Annotated in this window: 18 protein-coding genes; 7 read left to right on the top strand and 11 right to left on the bottom strand. The window is 59.2% G+C overall.

Going from position 1 to position 19,938, the window contains the following annotated elements; all coding sequences use genetic code 11:
- Positions 1-30: 30 nt before the first annotated feature.
- Together metK and C7436_RS08145 are read right to left on the bottom strand one after the other, a co-directional pair.
- Positions 31-1,221, bottom strand: coding sequence for a methionine adenosyltransferase (metK, locus tag C7436_RS08150; protein WP_023008553.1), 1,191 nt, complete (start codon positions 1,219-1,221; stop codon positions 31-33).
- Between the two features lie 143 nt (positions 1,222-1,364).
- A complete protein-coding gene (locus C7436_RS08145; protein ID WP_022992441.1) occupies positions 1,365-2,366 on the bottom strand; it encodes a metalloregulator ArsR/SmtB family transcription factor in 1,002 nt (333 codons plus the stop codon).
- A 236-nt stretch (positions 2,367-2,602) separates the two neighbouring features.
- Between C7436_RS08145 and tkt the strand changes: the two genes are divergently transcribed.
- The 4 genes from tkt to fba all read left to right on the top strand — a co-directional run bounded on the left by tkt (position 2,603) and on the right by fba (position 8,154).
- A complete protein-coding gene (gene tkt / locus C7436_RS08140) occupies positions 2,603-4,603 on the top strand; it encodes a transketolase (RefSeq protein ID WP_121207402.1) in 2,001 nt (666 codons plus the stop codon).
- Positions 4,603-5,631: a type I glyceraldehyde-3-phosphate dehydrogenase gene (locus tag C7436_RS08135; protein WP_121207400.1), complete on the top strand. Its 1,029-nt coding sequence runs from the start codon at positions 4,603-4,605 to the stop codon at positions 5,629-5,631. The genes tkt and C7436_RS08135 overlap by 1 nt, the downstream gene beginning before the upstream one ends.
- A 92-nt stretch (positions 5,632-5,723) precedes the next feature.
- Positions 5,724-6,884 (top strand): phosphoglycerate kinase, encoded by a 1,161-nt coding sequence (locus C7436_RS08130; protein WP_121207399.1) that lies wholly within the window; start codon positions 5,724-5,726, stop codon positions 6,882-6,884.
- Between the two features lie 205 nt (positions 6,885-7,089).
- On the top strand, positions 7,090-8,154 hold the full coding sequence (fba, locus tag C7436_RS08125) for a class II fructose-bisphosphate aldolase (protein WP_011786479.1): 1,065 nt from the start codon (positions 7,090-7,092) through the stop codon (positions 8,152-8,154).
- Positions 8,155-8,215: 61 nt separating this feature from the next.
- On the opposite strand, the gene C7436_RS08120 is transcribed toward fba, so the two are convergent.
- From C7436_RS08120 to C7436_RS08085, 8 genes are all read right to left on the bottom strand, one after another.
- Positions 8,216-8,650, bottom strand: a complete 435-nt coding sequence (locus C7436_RS08120; protein WP_121207397.1) for a hemerythrin domain-containing protein — start codon at positions 8,648-8,650, stop codon at positions 8,216-8,218.
- A gap of 58 nt (positions 8,651-8,708) precedes the next feature.
- Positions 8,709-9,335, bottom strand: coding sequence for a DUF2894 domain-containing protein (locus C7436_RS08115; RefSeq protein ID WP_121207395.1), 627 nt, complete (start codon positions 9,333-9,335; stop codon positions 8,709-8,711).
- Positions 9,335-9,991: an OmpA family protein gene (locus C7436_RS08110; RefSeq protein WP_121207394.1), complete on the bottom strand. Its 657-nt coding sequence runs from the start codon at positions 9,989-9,991 to the stop codon at positions 9,335-9,337. The genes C7436_RS08115 and C7436_RS08110 overlap by 1 nt, the downstream gene beginning before the upstream one ends.
- A complete protein-coding gene (locus tag C7436_RS08105; protein ID WP_121207392.1) occupies positions 9,991-12,063 on the bottom strand; it encodes a DUF802 domain-containing protein in 2,073 nt (690 codons plus the stop codon). The genes C7436_RS08110 and C7436_RS08105 overlap by 1 nt, the downstream gene beginning before the upstream one ends.
- On the bottom strand, positions 12,060-12,746 hold the full coding sequence (locus C7436_RS08100; protein WP_031210000.1) for a DUF3348 family protein: 687 nt from the start codon (positions 12,744-12,746) through the stop codon (positions 12,060-12,062). The genes C7436_RS08105 and C7436_RS08100 overlap by 4 nt, the downstream gene beginning before the upstream one ends.
- A gap of 105 nt (positions 12,747-12,851) precedes the next feature.
- Positions 12,852-13,979 (bottom strand): MFS transporter, encoded by a 1,128-nt coding sequence (locus C7436_RS08095; protein WP_228198110.1) that lies wholly within the window; start codon positions 13,977-13,979, stop codon positions 12,852-12,854.
- Between the two features lie 165 nt (positions 13,980-14,144).
- Positions 14,145-15,167 (bottom strand): hypothetical protein, encoded by a 1,023-nt coding sequence (locus tag C7436_RS08090; RefSeq protein ID WP_121207389.1) that lies wholly within the window; start codon positions 15,165-15,167, stop codon positions 14,145-14,147.
- A 67-nt stretch (positions 15,168-15,234) separates the two neighbouring features.
- On the bottom strand, positions 15,235-16,008 hold the full coding sequence (locus tag C7436_RS08085; RefSeq protein ID WP_011786466.1) for an SGNH/GDSL hydrolase family protein: 774 nt from the start codon (positions 16,006-16,008) through the stop codon (positions 15,235-15,237).
- A 255-nt stretch (positions 16,009-16,263) separates the two neighbouring features.
- Between C7436_RS08085 and C7436_RS08080 the strand changes: the two genes are divergently transcribed.
- Positions 16,264-17,223 carry a DnaJ C-terminal domain-containing protein gene (locus C7436_RS08080; protein WP_121207387.1) on the top strand — a complete coding sequence of 320 codons (960 nt, stop codon included), beginning with the start codon at positions 16,264-16,266 and terminating at the stop codon, positions 17,221-17,223.
- Between the two features lie 11 nt (positions 17,224-17,234).
- Positions 17,235-17,579 carry a chaperone modulator CbpM gene (locus tag C7436_RS08075; protein ID WP_121207385.1) on the top strand — a complete coding sequence of 115 codons (345 nt, stop codon included), beginning with the start codon at positions 17,235-17,237 and terminating at the stop codon, positions 17,577-17,579.
- A gap of 33 nt (positions 17,580-17,612) precedes the next feature.
- Here the strand turns inward: C7436_RS08075 and C7436_RS08070 are convergent, their stop codons facing one another.
- A complete protein-coding gene (locus C7436_RS08070; RefSeq protein WP_011786463.1) occupies positions 17,613-17,789 on the bottom strand; it encodes a DUF6435 family protein in 177 nt (58 codons plus the stop codon).
- A gap of 183 nt (positions 17,790-17,972) precedes the next feature.
- On the opposite strand from C7436_RS08070, the gene C7436_RS08065 reads away from it, so the two are divergent.
- On the top strand, positions 17,973-19,913 hold the full coding sequence (locus tag C7436_RS08065) for a methyl-accepting chemotaxis protein (RefSeq protein WP_121207384.1): 1,941 nt from the start codon (positions 17,973-17,975) through the stop codon (positions 19,911-19,913).
- The last annotated feature ends 25 nt before the right edge of the window (positions 19,914-19,938 follow it).

The following is a 19,938-nucleotide window of genomic DNA, read 5'->3' as shown; positions in this document are numbered from 1 at the left end:
GAATACGCCCAGTTATCCGGAATGGTCTGTTCAAATACCCGCAGCGTCTTTCAGGGCTGCCGCACGGTCAGTTTTCTCCCACGGGAACGCGGTGAAGGTCTTGCCACCGACGGTCATCTCGTACGGATCACGGCCGAAGTGGCCGTAAGCTGCGGTGGCCCGGTACATCGGGTGCAGCAGGTCGAGCATGTTGGTGATCGCGTACGGACGCAGGTCGAAGTGTGCACGTACCAGATCGATGATCTTGTCGTCGCTGATCTTGCCGGTGCCAAAGGTGTTCAAAGAAATGGAAGTCGGCTGGGCTACACCGATGGCATAGGACACCTGAATCTCGCACTTCTCGGCCAGGCCGGCGGCGACGATGTTCTTGGCGACGTAACGGCCGGCGTAGGCAGCAGAACGGTCAACCTTCGAAGGGTCTTTGCCGGAGAAGGCGCCACCACCGTGACGGGCCATGCCGCCGTAGGTGTCTACGATGATTTTGCGGCCAGTCAGGCCACAGTCGCCCACCGGGCCACCGATAACGAACTTGCCGGTCGGGTTGATGTGGAACTGGGTGTCTTTGTGCAGCAGTTCAGCCGGCAGGGTGTGCTTGACGATCAGTTCCATCACCGCTTCTTTCAGGTCGGCCTGGGTGACGTCGGGGTCGTGCTGGGTAGACAGAACCACAGCATCGATACCCACAACCTTGCCGTTCTCGTAGCGGCAGGTGACCTGGCTCTTGGCGTCCGGACGCAGCCACGGCAGCAGGCCGCTCTTGCGGGCTTCGGCCTGGCGCTGAACCAGGCGGTGGGAGAAGGTGATCGGCGCCGGCATCAGCACGTCGGTTTCGTTGCTGGCGTAGCCGAACATCAGGCCCTGGTCGCCTGCGCCCTGGTCTTCCGGCTTCTGGCGGTCAACGCCCTGGGCGATGTCGACGGACTGTTTGCCGATGATGTTGATCACACCACAGGTGTCGCCGTCGTAGCCTACTTCAGAGGAGGTGTAGCCGATGTCTTTGATCACACCGCGTACAAGGTCTTCCAGATCGACCCAGGCGCTGGTGGTGATTTCACCGCCGACGATGGCCACGCCGGTCTTGACCATGGTTTCGCAGGCCACGCGCGCGTGCGGATCGTCGGTCAGGATGGCGTCCAGTACCGCATCGGAAATCTGGTCGGCCAGTTTGTCCGGATGGCCTTCGGAGACCGATTCGGAGGTGAAGATGTTGTAGTCAGACATAGGTGTGCTCCTCTTGAGCGATTGCAAATTCGTACCGGCTCCGTCCTGTTCGACCTACCGGCTGCCTTGGTTGTTGTCAGGGCATACGTAAAACTACCTACACCCATATCAAAAGTTTTTGATATTCCTGTGACGGCGACTGGTTACGCCGCTTCCGTACTCTTCCAGAATTCTCTTACCTGTACCTGGAACCCGTTGCGCAGGCCTATAAACAGCTGTTCGCCGGCGGTCAGCCCGGCGTCGGCCGCCCAGGAAGTCAGTTCTTCCGGCTCGAAGCCCAGCCACAGGTCGCCGCAGTTTTCCTTGGCCCAGTCCTGGTCGTGACTGCACAGATCACTGACGACCAGACAACCGCCACTGTTCATCAGGGCTGCGGCGTCCAGAAAAATGTCCGCGGGGCTGGGCACATGGTGCAGCACCATGTTGGCTACAATCAGGTCAAAGGCGTCGCCCCGCGCCAGCAGGGTGTCGGTCACGCCTTCGATCAGGTCGACGTTGTTCAGGTGTTCCTCTATGCAGGTGCGCGTCGCCTTGGCCAGCATGTCTTTGCTGTTGTCCAGGCCAACCACATGCTGGAACAGCTCCGACAGTACCGGCAGGAACCCGCCTTCACCCGGTCCGATTTCCAGAACGCTCTGCCATGACTGCCTCGCCGCACGCTTGCGAATCAGTTCCGCGGTAGGCTCGGCGTACAGGTCAAAGGCTGCAATCAGTTCCTGCTGTTCCCGGAATTGTTCGGAGTGTCGGGAGAAAAAGGCCTGGGACTGTCCCGCCCGCTGCTCTCGTATGGCTTCAATCTTTTCATTCAGGTGCCGGGGCAGGGCAACCCTGTCGACGGTTTCGAAAATCTGGCGGATCGCCTGGTCGGCCAGTTTGTCACTGTCCAGATTCAGCGGGCGACGATAGAAAATGGCATTGCCTTCCCGCTGGGGCTCCAGCAAGCCGGCCTTGTGCATCACTTTCAGGTGATGGCTCATGCCGGACTGGCGCATGTCGAACATCTGGCTCAGCTCCAGCACACCGAAGGTGTCCCGCCGCAGCACCCGCAGGATTTCCAGGCGCAGGGGGTCGCCGCTCGCCTTGAAGATCGGGGCCAGTACGTCCACAGAGGACAATTCGTTCGCATGTGCATTGAGTGAGGTCATGGTTGGCAAGTGTAGGGGCGTTCGGTTGGTCGATCAATAGCCATATCAAAATTTTTTGATATAGATTTATGAGTTCTGTGAAATCAGTCGGTTTGGTGATTTTGTGCCGGCTTCATCGGAAAACCACTACATATGGATTTGCCCCGGCATACCCTAATCGGCGAAAATACGCGCCTTCTTTTTGAGCAGTATTTGCAGCTTGAAGTCTTTTCCTGAAAAACACTGGAGAATTGTCAATGCCGTCCCGTAAAGATCTCGCCAACGCCATTCGCGCGCTGAGCATGGATGCGGTTCAGAAAGCCAAATCCGGCCACCCGGGTGCGCCCATGGGTATGGCGGATATCGCCGAGGTGCTTTGGAACGATTACCTTAGCCACAACCCGGCCAACCCGCACTGGGCCAACCGCGACCGCTTCGTGCTGTCTAACGGCCATGGCTCCATGCTGCAGTATTCCCTGCTGCACCTGAGCGGGTACGACGTCAGCATTGATGACCTGAAGAACTTCCGTCAGCTGCACTCCAAAACACCGGGCCATCCGGAATACGGTTATACCCCGGGCATCGAGACCACCACCGGCCCGCTGGGGCAGGGCATCGCCAATGCTGTTGGCTTCGCGCTCGCAGAGAAGGCACTGGCTGCTCAGTTCAACCGTCCGGGCCACGACATTGTTGACCACTACACCTATGCGTTCCTGGGCGACGGCTGCCTAATGGAAGGTATTTCCCATGAGGTTGCCTCTCTGGCCGGCACCCTGGGCCTGGGTAAGCTGGTGTTCTTCTATGACGACAACGGCATCTCCATTGATGGTGAAGTAGAAGGCTGGTTCACCGACGATACGCCCAAGCGTTTCGAGTCCTACGGCTGGCAGGTGATCCCCAATGTTGATGGTCACGATTCCGATGCCATCCGTGCGGCCATTGAAGCTGCCCGTGCTAACACCGCGCAGCCCACCATTATTTGCTGCAAGACCATTATCGGCTTCGGTTCCCCCAACAAGCAGGGCAAGGAAGAGTGTCACGGCGCCCCGCTGGGCGACGATGAAATCGCTCTGACCCGCGAAGCCCTGGGCTGGCAGCACGGCCCGTTCGAGGTGCCGTCCGAGATCTACGCCGCGTGGGATGCCAAAGAAAAAGGCCAGGCTGCACAGAGTGTCTGGGAAGAGAAATTTGCGGCCTATGAGAAGGCCGAGCCGGAACTGGCCGCCGAGTTCAAACGGCGCATGGCGGGTGATCTGCCGGCAGACTTCGCCGAAAAAGCCCAGGCCTATATCCAGGAATGCCAGGACAAGGGCGAGACCGTTGCCTCCCGTAAGGCGTCCCAGAATTCCCTGAACGCCTACGGTCCGCTGCTGCCGGAACTGATGGGTGGCTCTGCCGACCTGGCCGGTTCCAACCTGACTATCTGGTCGGGCTGTAAAGGCGTGACCAAGGAAGACGCCTCCGGTAACTACATCTATTACGGTGTGCGCGAATTCGGCATGGCGGCCATTATGAACGGTATCGCTCTGCACGGTGGCTTCGTGCCCTACGGCGCTACCTTCCTGATCTTCATGGAATACTGCCGTAATGCCGTGCGCATGGCCGCACTGATGAAGCAGCGCTCGATCTTTGTCTTTACCCACGATTCCATCGGTCTGGGTGAAGATGGCCCGACCCACCAGCCTATCGAACAGCTGGCCAGCCTGCGCACCACCCCGAACATGAGCACCTGGCGCCCGGCCGACACCGTGGAGTCTGCGGTGGCCTGGAAAGCGGCCCTGGAGCGCAAGGATGGCCCGACCGCCATGGTCTTCTCCCGTCAGGGCTTGCCGCACCAGCAGCGTGATGCCGAACAGCTGGCGAACGTGGCCAAGGGTGGTTATGTCCTGTCGGACAGCGAAGGCACGCCGGAGCTGATTCTCATCGCCACCGGCGGCGAAGTGGGGCTGGCCCAGGACGCTGCAGCCAAGCTGCGTGAGCAGGGCAAAGCGGTGCGTGTTGTATCCATGCCGTCCACTGACGTATTCGATGCCCAGAGTGCCGAGTACAAACAGCAGGTGTTGCCGCTGGAAGTGACCAACCGTATTGCCATTGAAGCGAGCATTGCGGACTACTGGTACAAGTACGTGGGCCTGGACGGTCGCATCGTTGGCATGACCACCTTTGGTGAATCTGCGCCGGCCGGCGAGCTGTTCAAGGAGTTCGGCTTTACTGTCGACAATATCCTGGAAGTGGCTGACGAACTGCTGGACGCCTGATGACCAACGCAACGCCGTTTCGCATTGCCATCAACGGGTACGGCCGCATCGGCCAGTGCGTGTTGCGGGCCCTTTATGAAAACGGCTATCGCGACCATCTGCAGGTGGTCGCGATCAACGAGTTGTCGGATATCGACACCATTGCCCACCTCACCAAATACGACTCCACCCACGGGCGGTTTCACGGTGAGGTGGCCGTGGATGGCGATAACCTGGTTGTGAACGGCGACCGCATCCGCGTATTGCGTCACCCTGAACCCGAGGAACTGCCCTGGCGACTGCTGGGTGTGGATCTGGTGCTGGAATGCTCCGGCGCCTATTCTGACCGGGCCACGGCGGAAAAGCATATTGAAGCCGGTGCCCAGCGCCTGCTGTTTTCCCAGCCGGGCGATCCGGATGTCGACCGCACGGTGGTCTTCGGCATTAACGACGGGGACCTGAACGGTCAGGACGTGATCGTAGCTGCCGGCTCCTGCACCACCAACTGCCTGGTACCGGTCATCAAGGTCCTGGACGATGCCTTTGGCGTAGAGCAGGGCAGTACCACCACGATTCACGCCGCCATGAACGACCAGCCGGTCATCGATGCCTACCACCATCAGGACCTGCGCCGTACCCGAAGTGCCCTGCACAATATTGTGCCCGTGGACACTGGCTTGGCCCGCGGTATCGAGCGCTTGTTGCCTCATATGGAAGGCCGTTTCAGCTCGGTTGCCATGCGCGTGCCAACGCTGAATGTCTCTGCTATAGACATGGTGGTTAACGTGCGTGAGCCGACCGACATAGCCGCAGTGAATCAGCTGCTGTGCGGTGCATCCGCTGGCTCATTGAAGGGTATCCTCGGCTATACCGATGAACTGCTGGCCAGTTCTGACTTCAACCATGATTCCCATTCCGGCGTGGTCGATGGCGGGCAGACCCGAGTCATCGGCGGCACCATGGTGAAAGTGTTGTGCTGGTTTGACAACGAGTGGGGCTTTGCCAATCGCATGCTGGATGTCAGCAGAACCTGGTTGAGCAAAACCTGAAGAATATTGTGGGGGCTGATCCCGAAGGGAGTCAGGCTCCAGCCTTAGGCTTAGAATTTGCACCTTTGAACCCATAACTACGGAACCTGATTATGGCCATCAAGAAAATGACTGACCTGAACCTCGCCGGCAAGCGGGTTCTGATTCGTGAAGACCTGAACGTCCCGGTCAAAGACGGCAAAGTATCCAGTGACGCCCGCATCCGCGCCTCGCTGCCCACCATCAAGGCCGCCAAAGACGCCGGTGCCAAAGTCATGCTGATGTCCCACCTGGGCCGCCCGGAAGAAGGCGTGTACGACGAAGCCTCCTCCATGAAACCGGTTGCCGAACACCTGGGCACCCTGCTGGGCCAGGAAGTCCGCCTGATCAAGGATTATCTGGACGGCGTTGAAGTGGCCGACGGCGAAGTAGTGCTGTTCGAAAACGTTCGCTTCAACAAAGGCGAAAAGAAAGACAACGAGGACCTGGCCAAGCAATACGCCGCCCTGTGCGACATCTATGTGATGGACGCCTTCGGCACCGCTCACCGCGCCCAGGCCTCCACCCACGGTGTGGCCCGATTTGCCCCTGAAGCCTGCGCCGGCCCGTTGCTGGCAGCGGAGCTGGAAGCACTCGGCAAAGCCCTGGATAACCCGGCCAAGCCGGTCGTTGCCATCGTTGGTGGCTCGAAAGTCTCCACCAAGCTGGACGTGCTCAACGCTCTGGAAAAAGTGTGTGACCAGATCATCGTTGGTGGCGGCATCGCCAACACCTTCCTGGCCGCAGCCGGCCACCCGGTAGGCAAGTCCCTGTGCGAACACGACCTGATCGACACTGCCAAAGACATCGCCAGCCGCGTGGAAATCCCGCTGCCGGTTGACGTGGTGGTCGCCAGCGAATTCGCTGAAACCGCCACGGCGACGACCAAAAACATCTCCGACGTCAGCGACGAAGACATGATCCTCGACGTAGGCCCGGAAACCGCCGGCCAGTTCGCTGAACTGCTGAAAAACGCCAAAACCATCCTGTGGAACGGCCCGGTTGGCGTATTCGAATTCGACCAGTTCGGCAACGGCACCAAAGCACTCGCCCAGGCCATCGCCGAAAGCGACGCCTTCTCCCTGGCCGGCGGCGGCGACACCGTCGCAGCCGTTGACAAATACGGCGTAGCTGACAAGATCTCCTACATCTCCACCGGCGGTGGCGCGTTCCTCGAATTCGTGGAAGGCAAAACCCTGCCGGCAGTAGCGGTTTTGGAAGAGCGTGGCGCTTAAGGGCTCACGCAAGAGCTAGATTCGCAAGGCTGGTGGCGGGGTTGGCCTCCCGAGACTGTGCGCAGCATGGATGCTGCGCTCAAGCCTACAGGGATGTATTCACGGCGTGTCTCGGGAGGCCAACCCCTCCGCCAGCCGAAGCAGACTCCCAAGTCTGAAGCAAAACAGAATTTAACCATTAAAAAGTCAACGAAGGAGACAACCCATGGCCCTGATTTCGCTGCGGCAACTTCTGGACCACGCCGCCGAGCATGGTTACGGTGTGCCAGCCTTTAACGTAAACAACCTCGAACAAATGCGCGCCATCATGGAAGCGGCCGACAAAACCGACTCCCCGGTCATTGTCCAGGCCTCCGCCGGTGCCCGCAAATACGCCGGTGCGCCTTTCCTGCGCCACCTGATCCTGGCCGCCATCGAAGAATGGCCGCACATCCCCGTGGTTATGCACCAGGACCACGGCACCAGCCCGGCCGTATGCCAGCGCTCCATCCAGCTTGGCTTCAGCTCTGTGATGATGGACGGCTCCCTGGGTGAAGACGGCAAAACGCCGACCAGCTACGAATACAACGTCGACGTGACCCGTCGTACCGTTGAAATGGCCCACGCCTGTGGTGTCTCCGTAGAAGGTGAGCTGGGCTGCCTGGGCTCCCTCGAAACCGGCCAGGCCGGTGAAGAAGACGGCATTGGCGCCGAAGGCACCCTGGACCACAGCCAGATGCTGACCGATCCGGAAGAAGCCGCTGACTTCGTGCAGAAAACCCAAGTCGACGCTCTGGCTATCGCCATCGGCACCAGCCACGGCGCCTACAAGTTCACCCGTCCGCCTACAGGTGACATCCTGGCCATCGACCAGATCAAAGCCATCCACGCCCGCATCCCGGACACCCACCTGGTCATGCACGGCTCCAGCTCCGTACCTCAGGAGTGGCTGAAAGTGATCAACGAATTCGGTGGCGAGATCCCGGAAACCTACGGTGTACCGGTGGAAGAAATCGTCGAAGGCATCAAACACGGCGTGCGCAAGGTCAACATCGACACCGACCTGCGTCTGGCCTCTACCGGCGCCGTTCGTCGCTTCATGGCCCAGAACCCGGCCGAATTTGACCCGCGCAAATTCCTCAAGGCCACCATGGTTGCCATGACCGATATCTGCGTAGCGCGCTACGAAGCGTTCGGCTGCGCCGGCCAGGCCAGCAAGATCAAGCCGCTGAACCTCGAGCAGATGTTCGAACGTTACGCGGCTGGCGAGCTGGACCCGAAAGTAAAGTAAGCCTGAAATAGAAAAGTGCCCCGGAACCACCCGGGGCACTCAATTCCGATTAATCAGAGACTTACCGGTTCTTCTCCATCTGGTTGCGATACTGGCTGCCCAGTTCCTCTTTCTGCCGATCGGTCAGTACTTTGCCTCCCATCTGGAACACTTCCTGCTCTTCTTCTTCCAGATGATGGTTCACGAGGTGTTGTAGCTCCTTGAACAACTGCAACCATTGGGGGCTGGAGTAATCGGTCTGTTCAATTTGCTCAATGCACTCATCAATGTCGTGATGTTCAGCAACGCTATGGCGGGCTTTATCCTGGGTTTGCTCGTGTTGCATCAGATGGGCGTAGAAATGCTTTTCTTCCGCTGCGGCGTGTTCGGTCAATTCGTTTTTCAGCTGCGAAAATGCCTGTCGGCGAACTTGCTCATCGCCAGAGGTATCGGCCAGTTGCTCCAGCAGTTCCCGTTGTACGTCGTGATCCTGTCTCAAGGCTTCGAACACGTTCACTATAGCTCTCCTTATCGGCTTGTACACCGGGATAGTCTAGAACACATTTGAACGGGGTTTATTTCGGCTTGGTAATCTCGATTTTCCGTCCCAGCTTTTCGAGCGCCATCAGGGTGTCGGTATAATTAACCATGCGGTTGAGATACGCCGGTGACAGGCGTTGCATTTCGGCAATGGCCCGGCTAACCAGCCGATGGGCATTCATCGGGCCAGCATCTTCGGGGATGTTTTCAATGGCGTCTTGAATGCGGTTTTGAAGCGCTTGAAAACCGTGGTCAGCCGTTGCGCGCGCCATGGCTTTCAACGGTTGGGGGCCGTTTGAAGTGGCTTGTGAGCGCTCAAGCTCTTCCTCTTCCGTTGCCCCGAAAATCAGTTGCTCGATCGGGGAGCGGGGCGCTTGTACCGGAACGCTGTCCGGAGCTTGATTGAGTGTGTCGACCAACTCGAGCAGGGGAGAACGACGACCGGGCTCGGCCGCCGCATGTTGCTCGGCGTTTTCACGGTCTATGGCCTGTAACCCGGCGACGGCCTGCTTCAGTTTGTGCCAATGGGCTGAGCCCTGAAGGCCTTTTGAGCGCAGGCGTCTTTCCAGTGACGCCAGATAGTGGAGGCGCACGGGGTCCACTTGGTCAGCGTCGGCCGCCTGCAGCGCAGCCAGTAAAGAGGTGTCAGCCAGATCAGTCATCAGCTGTCGGTTTCCGGTTGAGTGTCTGCAGAGGTGGCGCTCGGCGCCCGTGGCACGGTACTGATTTCCACCCGCCGGTTCTGGGCCCGGGATTCGGCATCGACATTGGGTACGGTCGGGTGGTGAGGACCAAAGGCGGCAGCGAATACCCGGTCATTGGGCAAGCCCAGCTCTGTGAGGGTTCGGGTAACCGTCAGGGCCCGCTGGGCCGACAGGCCCCAGTTATCCTGATAACGGTTGCCCGGATGCATCGGCAAGTCGTCGGTAAATCCGCTCACCATCAGCAGTTCATCGTGCTGTTCCAGGTAGGCCTGTAACGGGCGAATCAGTGATTCCAGTACTTCTTCACCTTCGGCCTGCAATTGGTCTGAATTCAGCTCGAACAATACGTTACCGCTGATGCCGATACGGCCATCGCGGAACGTCACCAGACCTTTGGTGAGCGGATCTTCGAGAGCTTGCTCCAGAGCCATCCGGCGCTGCTCTTCGGCTTCCCGCTTCTCGATCTCCTCGGCCAGGGACTGGCTGAGCTCCAGCTGAATGCCGATCACCCACACAAGAATCAGCGCCAGAATACCCACCAGCGCCGCCATCAGGTCCGAGAATATGGCCCAGACCGGTGCCGATTGCTGTTCGCCGCCTTCCAGCTGTTCCATCACCCGGCCTCGCTGGATTCTGCCCGGAGAAGCGCCGCAGCGGCATCAATCACATCTTTCTGGGCACTGACGCTGAGATCAATCACCTCGCGGGCCTGGGCGACGTAGTAGGCCAGTTGCTCATCGTGCCGATTGCCGGCCTTATCCAGCGCTTTCTGGATATCCGCCAGGCTGCCGATGACCTGCTGGTTGGACTGGCTGAACAGCTCAATGGCCTGCGCGAAGGCATCGCTCAGGGCGCCCACTTCCTGACTGCTGCCGGTAATGTCGTCGCCCAGTTTGCCCAGTTGCTGGGTCTGTTCCTGGATCAGGGTGTTGAAGCGCTCGCTGATGCCGGTCAGGGTTTCGCCGGCGCCGCGGATCAGGGTATCCACCGCCTCCCGCTGACTGTCAGCGGTGCTGCGCTGGTTCTCCAGCAGAGTGTCCAGTTCCTGGACCAGTCGCTGGCGTTCCTCCAGCAGCTCGTTTTCCCGCTCGCTGTTGCGGGCGATTTCCGACTGCAGCTTTCGGATCACCTCGGCGGCGGCCTTCGGTGTTTCCGAGGCCGTCTCAATCAGGCGGGCCATGGGTGCTTCCAGTGCAGTGCCCAGCTCACTCAGGTGGCGTGCTGCTGTGGCTTCCAGTTGTTCCATTCGCTCGTTTGCAGTCCGGGCTCGTTCGCTTTCCTGTTCCCGGAGTTGATCGAGCTGAGCACCAACGGTGCTGATCAGTTCCGCCAGCCCGGCCTGTTGCTGCTCAATCAACCCGGTGCTGCTGGTCTGGAAATGGCTTTGGTATTGAGTCAGCACCTCATTGAATGCTGCCAGCATGTCGTCACTTTGAGCCTGCTGTCGGGCCAGACCGGCCTGCCAGTGTTGCGACACCTCAGCTCCGGCATTGTTCAGGCGTTCACAGCTCTGTACCAGTTGTTGCTGTTGTTCCTTGAGCCAGGTTTGGTGCTGGTCGTTGATGGCGCCAAGCCAGGTGTGGAGTTGTTCCTGCAACTGGCTTTGACTTTGTTCGTTCTGCTCTGAGAGGGTCGCCACCGTCTCCTGGTTCTGGGCCTGTTGTGCAATCAGATTCTGCTGCCAGCGTTCGCCCGCCTCCGTGGTAACTGCCTGAAACCCGGAGATCAATTCCGTGAGTTGTTCACGTGCATTATCTGCCCAGCTTTGTTGCAGGCCGTGAGCATCCTTCTGAAGTTGCTCCAGGGCCTGGACAACTATGGGCTCAATCCGCTCTGACGCCTGCTTTGCAGTGTTGTCCAATGCCGTTGTCAGGGAGTTGGCTACGGAGTCGGCCAGGGTCTGATAGTGGCGGCCGACCGTGCTGTGGAATTCCTGCTGGTTGTGAGTCAGGGACTGTTCCAGTTGCTGGCCAAGTTGCTCCATGCGCGCCGTCATGCGTTCCATGGCCGAGGCCATTTCGGGCAGGGCTTTGGCCTGGCTTTCCAGTGCCTGAAACGCCTGGTGGCGTTGATGATCTGTAGATAGATGATGCAGCTTGTCTCGCAGCGCACTATCCAGGGCGCGGGACGCCTGCAACCGGTCCCGGCGGCTCAGGGTGGAGGCCAGCCCCAGCATGGCGGAGGCGGCCACGCCGGCAATGGAGGTGCCGAAGGCGAGACTCAAACCGGCAATCGGAGCGGCCAGTGCGCTGCGAATAGCGCTCAGTTCGGTGCTGTTATCCAGGGCCGAGGCGGCGCCGCCAAGGGTCACAATCATGCCCGCAAAGGTGCCCAGCAGGCCCAGCATCACCAGCAGGCCGGTCAGGTAGGGTGTCAGTTGCGGGCCGGGTAATGCGGCGGCATGGCCCTCGATTCGCCGTTGCACCGGGAACTGCATCGGGGCGGGCAGTGTGCCAAGCCAGTGGTTAACCTGCTCCTGGCTTTCAGGTATCTGATGAACTTGCGCGTTCAGTTCGCGGGTTTGTCGGCGGAAATTCACCAGTTCGCCAAAGCCGAGGCAGTAGACGGCGCCAATCAGGCCAGTAAACGCCAGCGCCAGCAGGTCGGAACCGACAAATCCGGCACCAATCCAGGCTACCACGGCCAGGCCGATGGCAAACGCCAGGGTAAAGAACAGTTTACTCATGGGGTGTTGTTAACCTCTTTGTGGCAAGCCTCCAGCAAACCCAGAACCGGTTCAAGCCGAACATCCAGTTCAGCGAGTAACAAAGACTGCGCTTCCTCGCAGTAACGGTGGAACCAGTCGGCCGTTGTGGCCGGGGTGGGGCTTTGCTCCGGGGTGGTCGATCGGTGCTCGAATCGTTGTTCAAGTACCTTGGGAATATGGGAAAAACACTGTGCGGTATACCCGGCCATCGTTTGATCAAACACGGCGTCCAATTCGGCCAGGTGGGCCAGCTTCGGGCCCTGATCTTTCATCGATTTTCGAACCTTGTCCCGCAACTGACGGCTGTTGGCCGCCACTTTGCGTTGGAGTGCGAGCCAGGCATTGAGAGCGGCTTCAAGCTCGGGTTCACCATCAAACTCCAGATCTGAGCCAAACCCGCGAATACGCTGAACCAGTGCCCTGCGTATCGTCGCCAGCTCCTCGGTTAACCGGTCTACCACGGCGCCCTGAGGCGTGCCTGGCTGTTTCGCCCGATAACCAATGGCCGCATCCAGGGTCATGGTGTCGCCCAGGCCGAACAGCCGGCTCAGTCGCTCTGCAAAGCAGGGCAACTGGCTGCCATCCAGCGTTGTCGCTGAATCATCCAGTTGGCGCAATAGCCTGGCTCTGGGACCAGTATTTGCGAGAGGTTGCGAGGGCATTGGCTGGGGTTTCACTCCGGTTTCCGCACAGGTAGCGTTCAAAGCACGCTATTCTACTGGCTTAGCGGAGTGAATGATAATGACTGTAGCGTGAGAAATGAGCGCCTAGCTGGCCTCTGGCACAGGCTCAGGCCGGCGCCAGGCAATCAGGAAAATCATCAGCCCGGCTACGGCGGTTGCAGCTCCTACGTAGCCAGTGGACTGCCAGCCGAAACCAGCGGTAATGGCCAGCCCGCCCAGCCATGGGCCCAGGGCATTGGCAAGATTGAATGCGGCGTGATGGGAGGCAGCCGCCAGAGTCTGGGCGCCGGTTGCCACATCCATCAGGTGGGTTTGCAGCGCCGGGCCCAGGGCCACCATTAAAGCGGTCAGGAAACAGACCACGAGCAAGACGGGCAATGAGCCTGTGGCAGAAGGAAAGACGCTCAGAATCATGGCGCTGAATACCAGGATCACGCCAACGGCCCGGAATTGCAGCCGGTCAAACAACCAGCCACCAAGCAGGTTGCCCACAAAACCGCCCAACCCGAATACCACCAGGGCCACGGGAATCCAGGCAGCATCCACTCGAGTGACTTCCAGCAGTGTCGGGGCAAGGTAACTGAACACAGCGAACATGCCTGCGAAACCGATAGCGCCAATGGCCAGTGCAAACCAGATTTGTGGTTTGTTAAAGGCGCGGATTTCGCTTAACGGGCTGTGCCTTTGTTCCTGATGATTTTTGGGCAGGAACAGGGTTACCAGCACCGCGGTGAGTAAAGACACCAGGCCAACAAAACCAAAGGCATAGCGCCAGTCCATGGATTGCCCCATCACCGTGGCCAGGGGATTGCCGATCAGCAGTGCAAGAGTCAGCCCCATCATGATCTGGCTCACCGCCTTGGCCCGCTTGTGTACCGGCACCAGTGAGGCTGCCACGAGGGCCGCAACACCGAAGTAGGCGCCATGGGGCAGTCCGGCGATAAACCGGAAAACCAGCAGGGATTCGTAATTGCTGGCCAGGGCACTGGCCAGGTTGCCCAGCGCGTAGAAGGACATCAGTAGTATGAGCAACTGCCGCCGGAAAAGTCGCGCACCGAGAATGGCCAGAATGGGTGCACCGACCACCACGCCCAGCGCATAGGTGGAGATAAGATGACCTACCTGTGGTTCAGAAACGCCGAGATCCTGAGCAACATTGGGCATCAATCCCATAATGGCGAATTCACCGGTGCCAATACCAAAGCCGCCCATCGCCAGCGCAAAGACGATCAGCCAGGTCGGAAGGCCGGACTCGGAATTGTGGTTGGCGGCGCTCAATCTGATCTCCTTGATCCAATCAGGGAAGAGAAAGCCCGCCATTGTCAGGGTTGGGTGCTCTAACGGCTATAAGCGATTATGAGGATGGATATTAGCTTGCTAATTCAAGCCGTAGCGACGTTCACGTTCAAACCGGAAAAATCCCTCTTCTTCCTCCCGCTCGATGGTCGGGGCAGAAAACCCGAAATGCTCCTGGCGAAGATCCGTTAACGCGGCCTCCAGTTGATCGCCGTTCAGGCGGTTCTCCAGGGCGCGTCTTTCGGCCATATAAGCTTTGCCTTTCTGCCATTTTTCCTCCCGGCGCTGGTCTTCCTCGGCCAACTGGCGAACGGCCTCTTCGGAGTAGCCTATCTGGCGGCGCAGAGCGTTGATGGCTTGCTGGCGTTTGTCTGCAGGCAGGCTGGCGAGTTGCTGTTGAACGCTGTCCATGGAGAACAGGGCGTGGCCGGTCGCACCGGAACCCGCCAGTTGCCGGGCCAGATCGGCACCATAGAGTTCGTCTGCGGTGGTCTGTAGCTGGTGAGCCAGTTCGGTCAGTGGCATCTGGTTGGCCTGGTCCAGCCGCGCCAGAGTCTGCTGGAACTGGTCCGATTTGGCTTCCACCGGGTTCTGCTCCTCGGCCCAGATCTGGCTTGCCAGGGGGCCGAAAATCGCTTCGCGTTGCTGCCAGAGCTCGGCGTAGCGTTCCATGTCCGGCAACCCCTGTAAACGAAGCTCGTGATTGTCGAGCCATCGGTTGTACAGGTCCAGCTTGGCCAATAACGCGAAAATGCTGTCGGCCAGTTCTGGAAAGGCCGTGGTGATGGCAGACTGGAAAAGCTCGTCACCGGAATCCGGATAACGCGCCAACAGGTTTCGGCGTTCGTTATACAGACGTGCCTGGGTGGCCGGCTCGGTGATGGTGTCGCCGTACAGTTCCAGGTACTTAACGGCCAGTTCAACAACGCGTTGGTCGCCGCTTTGGGTTGGCTCGGTGGTGGGCGTCGCTGCTGCACGCGAGGGGGTGGAACTATTGGGTGCTTGCATAGCCGCCGGCTCTGATGACTCGGGCCAGTAATGAAAACCGCCCGCAATCACTAAGGCCAGGGCACCGAGCGCCAATACGGAATTGAGTGGTTTCATTGCTGCGGCCCTGCTATTGATTTTGCCGAATGCGGTCCCGGCCGCCGTTCGGCCGGGACACCTGGGCTCAGAGGAGCGGTTGCAGTTTCGGCCAGATCAGATCAGCGATCTTTTTCGAACCGCTATCCGCCGGGTGGATACCATCAAAAATGATGTCGCGGTCGTTGATTACCCAGCGCGGATCCACAAATGTGCAGTCCAGTACCGAGTTCTCGCAGGCCTTGGCCAGTGTGGCATTACCGTAGTCCACCGCCTCTTTCATGTCGTCCAGCCGGAACAGGCCGTTCTTGGTGTAGTAGTAGCCGGTAAGAATGCCCTTCTGAACGCCGGCCTCCGCCATCTCGTTCAGGAAATCCACGCCTTCCACATAGATATCATCGATGAAATCCCGGCATTGCTGGCTAAGGCGCCCGAAGCGCCACCAGGGTGTCTTGCAGTTGTTGGAGTTGAAGGCAATTGCAGGAATCAGAATGTCGTTCCCGCCGGCATCACCGACAATGGTTTTGATATCCGGGTTGTCGGTGACGGCTTCCCGGAACTGATTGGGAATAGACGGGGCAATCAGCTCACCGGACAGCTCTGCACCGGAGACCGTGTAGCGCCGGAAAGTCTCGCCGGCTTTGGCTTCCAGCTGATTCTGGATTTCACCGGAGAGGGCAAAGATGGAATCGCCAACGAAAACGACCTGGTCGTTATCGGCGTCGGTCACCTTGTCGTTACTGAGCAGATAGCCGAGTTCACTGCAGCCGGTAAACAGCAGTGCCGCGCCAAGTGCCATGGCTGGTTTGAGGGTTTTGCCCAGGAGATCGGGCAGGAACGAACGGTGTTCATTAATTGTCATTGTTTGAACTCCTTGTGTAAGGGATAGACGGTCCGTCTATGGGTACTGCCCTTTCAATATCGTCCATAGGCGCCGGTTTGCAGAATGGGAGAAGAGGCTCCGCAGTTGTCAGATCCGGCCATCAGTCGGTCATTGTGAACCGCCTCTCAGTGCTTGACCTGTCTCAAGTGGCGGTGAGCACTGGCTTGTATTTTTTCCATCAGCGTCAAATATAGGTAGTCAGAGAAACCTATTTGCTCAGATGCGAGGAGCGCCATGGATTTCAAAGACTATTACGCCGTCCTCGGTGTGAGTGAGTCTGCCACGCCCGAGGAAATCAAGAAGGCCTACCGTAAGCTGGCGCGGAAGTACCACCCGGATGTCAGCAAAGAGGCCGATGCGAGCGACCGTTTTAAAGATGTGGGCGAAGCGTATGAAGTACTGAAGGACCCCGAGAAACGGGCCGAGTACGACCAGTTGCGCAAGTACGGTACCCGAGACGATGGTTCATTCCAGCCGCCACCGGGCTGGCAGAGTGCCTCCGGCTTTGGCGGCGGAGGATACACAGAGGCCGACGCTCGTCAGTTCAGTGATTTTTTTGAGGAAATCTTCGGCGGCGGCCGGCGTGGGGGCTTCGGTGGTGGCGGTTTTCGCCAGAGCATGAGAATGCGGGGTGAGGATGTGCATGCCCGGCTGGCCCTGTTTCTTGAAGAGGCCTTTAACGGTTGCGAGAAACAGGTGTCGTTTACGGTTCATGAACCTGATGACCAGGGCCGCCTGATACCACGTCAGAAAACCCTGAAAGTAAAAATCCCTGCGGGCATGCGGGAAGGGCAGCATATCCGGCTGAAGGGCCAGGGCGCACCCGGAATTGGTGGAGGTGAGCCTGGCGATCTGTTTATCGAAGTGGAACTGGCGCCCCACCCGCACTTCAGTATTGAGGGCCGGGATGTGCTGGTTACCGTGCCCATTTCGCCGTGGGAAGCCGCCTTGGGGGCAACGGTCACAGTGCCAACGGTGAGCGGAAAGGTGAATGTGAAGGTACCGAAAGGGGCCACCAGCGGGCGCAAACTCCGGCTCAAGGGCAAAGGCTTCCCGGGTAAACATCCGGGCGACCAGATTGTGGTACTACAAGTGGCCATGCCGGAACAGCACACGGCGGAAGCTGAAGCACTCTACGAGAAGCTGGCTGAGCTGGAGAAAGGCTTTAATCCGCGCAGCAAGCTGCACGTGTGAGGGAGGCGAACATGACGAGCAAAGACCGGATTCTGACGGTGGAAGTCACCGACACCGATGGCAGCACCTTCTCGCTTCGGGAAATCTGCGAACGCGGGAACTGCCATGCAGAGTTTGTGATCAAACTGGTGGATTATGGAGTCATCGCGCCACTGGACGAGGTGCCGGAAATGCGCCAGTGGCAATTCGACGTGGCCGCGCTGAGTCGCCTGCAGAAAGCGCTGCGCCTGCAGCGGGATCTCAAACTGAACCTGCCCGGGCTGGCGATGTCGCTGGAGCTGCTGGACGAAGTCCAGGACATGCGGCGGGAGGTGGACCGTCTGAACCAGCGCATTCGTCAACTGATGGGCGAGTAGCCGTATTACTGTCCCGGGGGCTGAACGCCTGTATCAGCGCCCGGACTTTTCCAGTGCCTGTATTTCGGCGTAGATTTTCTCCGCCTCCTCCATCAGCGTGCCGTGACTACGCAAATCGCCATTGCGCTGTGCATGCAGCGCCTTGGCGAGCTTTTCCTCATAGGCTTTCTGCAGTTTTTTCTTCGGGTCGCCCTTCAGAAATCCCAGCATGGCTGGCTTCTCCTCTTGTTCAGTGTTCCAGCATATACGCTGTCGGGTCGGCGAAGTTCACTCCAGAGCCTGGATTGCTGCCCACATAGGCCCGCCTTTTGCTATACATAAAGACAGAAACTCGGCAGGGAGCCGGCTGTCGGTGTGCAGGATGCTTTGCGCGCGAACACTAGCGGAGTCCCTATGTCCATACGCTTTTTCAAACACCTCGTGACCAGTCGTCTGTTGCGGCCGGTGTTCATTGTGCTTCTGGTCGCTGGCCTGATTCAGGTCGTCGTCAGCCAATGGTTGATATCGAACCAGGTTGAGCGGCTGGTCGAAACCGCAGGCACAGCGCTGGAGGCCAGCAGCAATAATGTCAGCGCCTCGTTTGGTGAAACCCGGGAAGATGTCCGGGGCCGGCTTGAGCGCATGCGCCAGAAAACCACCGACGAACTCTCCGCGGAACTCACTCGCCAGCAGACCGAGCAGCAGGAGCGTGTGGCCGGTAATGTTCGTACAGCCGTTATGGCGGAAGCCCAGGGGCTCGCTGAGGTGCTGGCTGCCGTCGCTGCCCCTCTGATCTGGGATCGTGACATCCCCCGCCTGACCGATCTGGTGGAACTGGCTGATGCCAGAGAGTCTGTTCTGTTTGCGATTTACTACGATCAATACGGTGAACGTCTGACCCGCTATGTGGATCGCACGGACGATCGTGTTCGCACTCTTATGGAGCAGGGGGAAGGTCGTGGTGCTGCAAATCGGGTCCTGGATGCTGCCAGCCGGGATCCCGATGTGGTGATCATCAGCGCGGATATTGCGCCACAGGGTTCGGCCATTGGAGAGCTGAAACTTGGGTTGTCGCTTGAGGGCATCAATCGTGACCTGACTCAGCTAGAGGCGGAATTCGGAGCAACCATTGCGGGCAGTATTGATGCACTCAGGGAGACACTTGGCACCGAAACGGAGCAGGTGAACCAGCGGTTACAACAGCAGCTCGCAGCCATGGACACAGAAACCCGCACGAGCATGAATAACACCGTGCAGGCATTGAATGACGAAGCCGAGAGCCTGTCCACCAAGCTGTCGCTTCTGGCGGTGGTGTCGGTCGTAACCCTGATTGTGCTTGTGGCTCTGGTGCTGGGCGGCGGCGTGCTGCCCAGGGTTTACCGCCTTAGCCAGGCGATCTGGGGGATTGCCGATGGCGAAGCCGATCTCACCCGGAGAGTCTCCCTTAAAGGCAATGACGAACTGACCGAAATGGGGCACGGAGTAAACCGGTTTATTGCTCGGATCCAGGAACTGGTCTCAGACGTCAAGGCGTCGGCAGAGTCCGCCGCCGGCCAGGCGCAGGCCCAGCGGGATATCAGTCGCTGCGCCGTGGCCGCGGTGAATCGTCAGGAGCAGGGTGTCGCACAGGTTTCCGGCACCATGGAGATGATGTCGCGCAGCATTTCCGAAGTCGCCGGTGATGTGCAGGATATCGCCGGCGAAGTCCGGAATGTCAGCGCCGAAAGTGCGGCCACGGCGGAGATCTCCCGTGAAGTGCGTGATCGTCTCGACAGCGTCGTGCGGAACGTTGAGCAGGCGGTCGCGGCGGTCAATCAGTTGGATACCCAGAGTAAAGAGATTGGCTCGGTACTGTCCGTGATCGGAGCTATCGCGGAGCAGACCAACCTGCTGGCACTGAACGCCGCCATCGAAGCGGCGCGGGCTGGCGAGTCCGGTCGAGGGTTTGCGGTCGTGGCTGATGAAGTACGCACTCTGGCCAGCCGAACCCAGGAGTCGACCACCGAGATTCAGGTCATTATCGAACGGTTGCAGCAAGGCAGTCGTCAGGCCGTCAGCACCATTAACGATGTGTCCGGTCAGGTCGCGGAATCCTCGACGGAGTTCCACCGGGCCGACGAGCACTTCGACCGCATTAACCAACTGCTGGCCAGCCTTCAGCAGCGGGCCCTTGAGATCTCCGGGGTGGCGGAAGATCAGAGTGGGCACGCCAGCGAAGTCAGCGTCAGCGTGCGTGAAATCGCCGATTCCTCCCGGGAAACCGTTGATTCCATAACGCACTCGGACGAGGCCAGCGGTGAGATCGCAAGCACCCTGTCGGCCCTGCAAACAAAGGCATCCCAGTTCCGGGTCTAGCAGACCCGGACACGTTTCCAGAAAC

This window comes from Marinobacter nauticus, assembly GCF_003634635.1.
Taxonomy (GTDB): domain Bacteria; phylum Pseudomonadota; class Gammaproteobacteria; order Pseudomonadales; family Oleiphilaceae; genus Marinobacter; species Marinobacter nauticus.
This window is presented reverse-complemented; position numbering and strand designations above follow the sequence as displayed.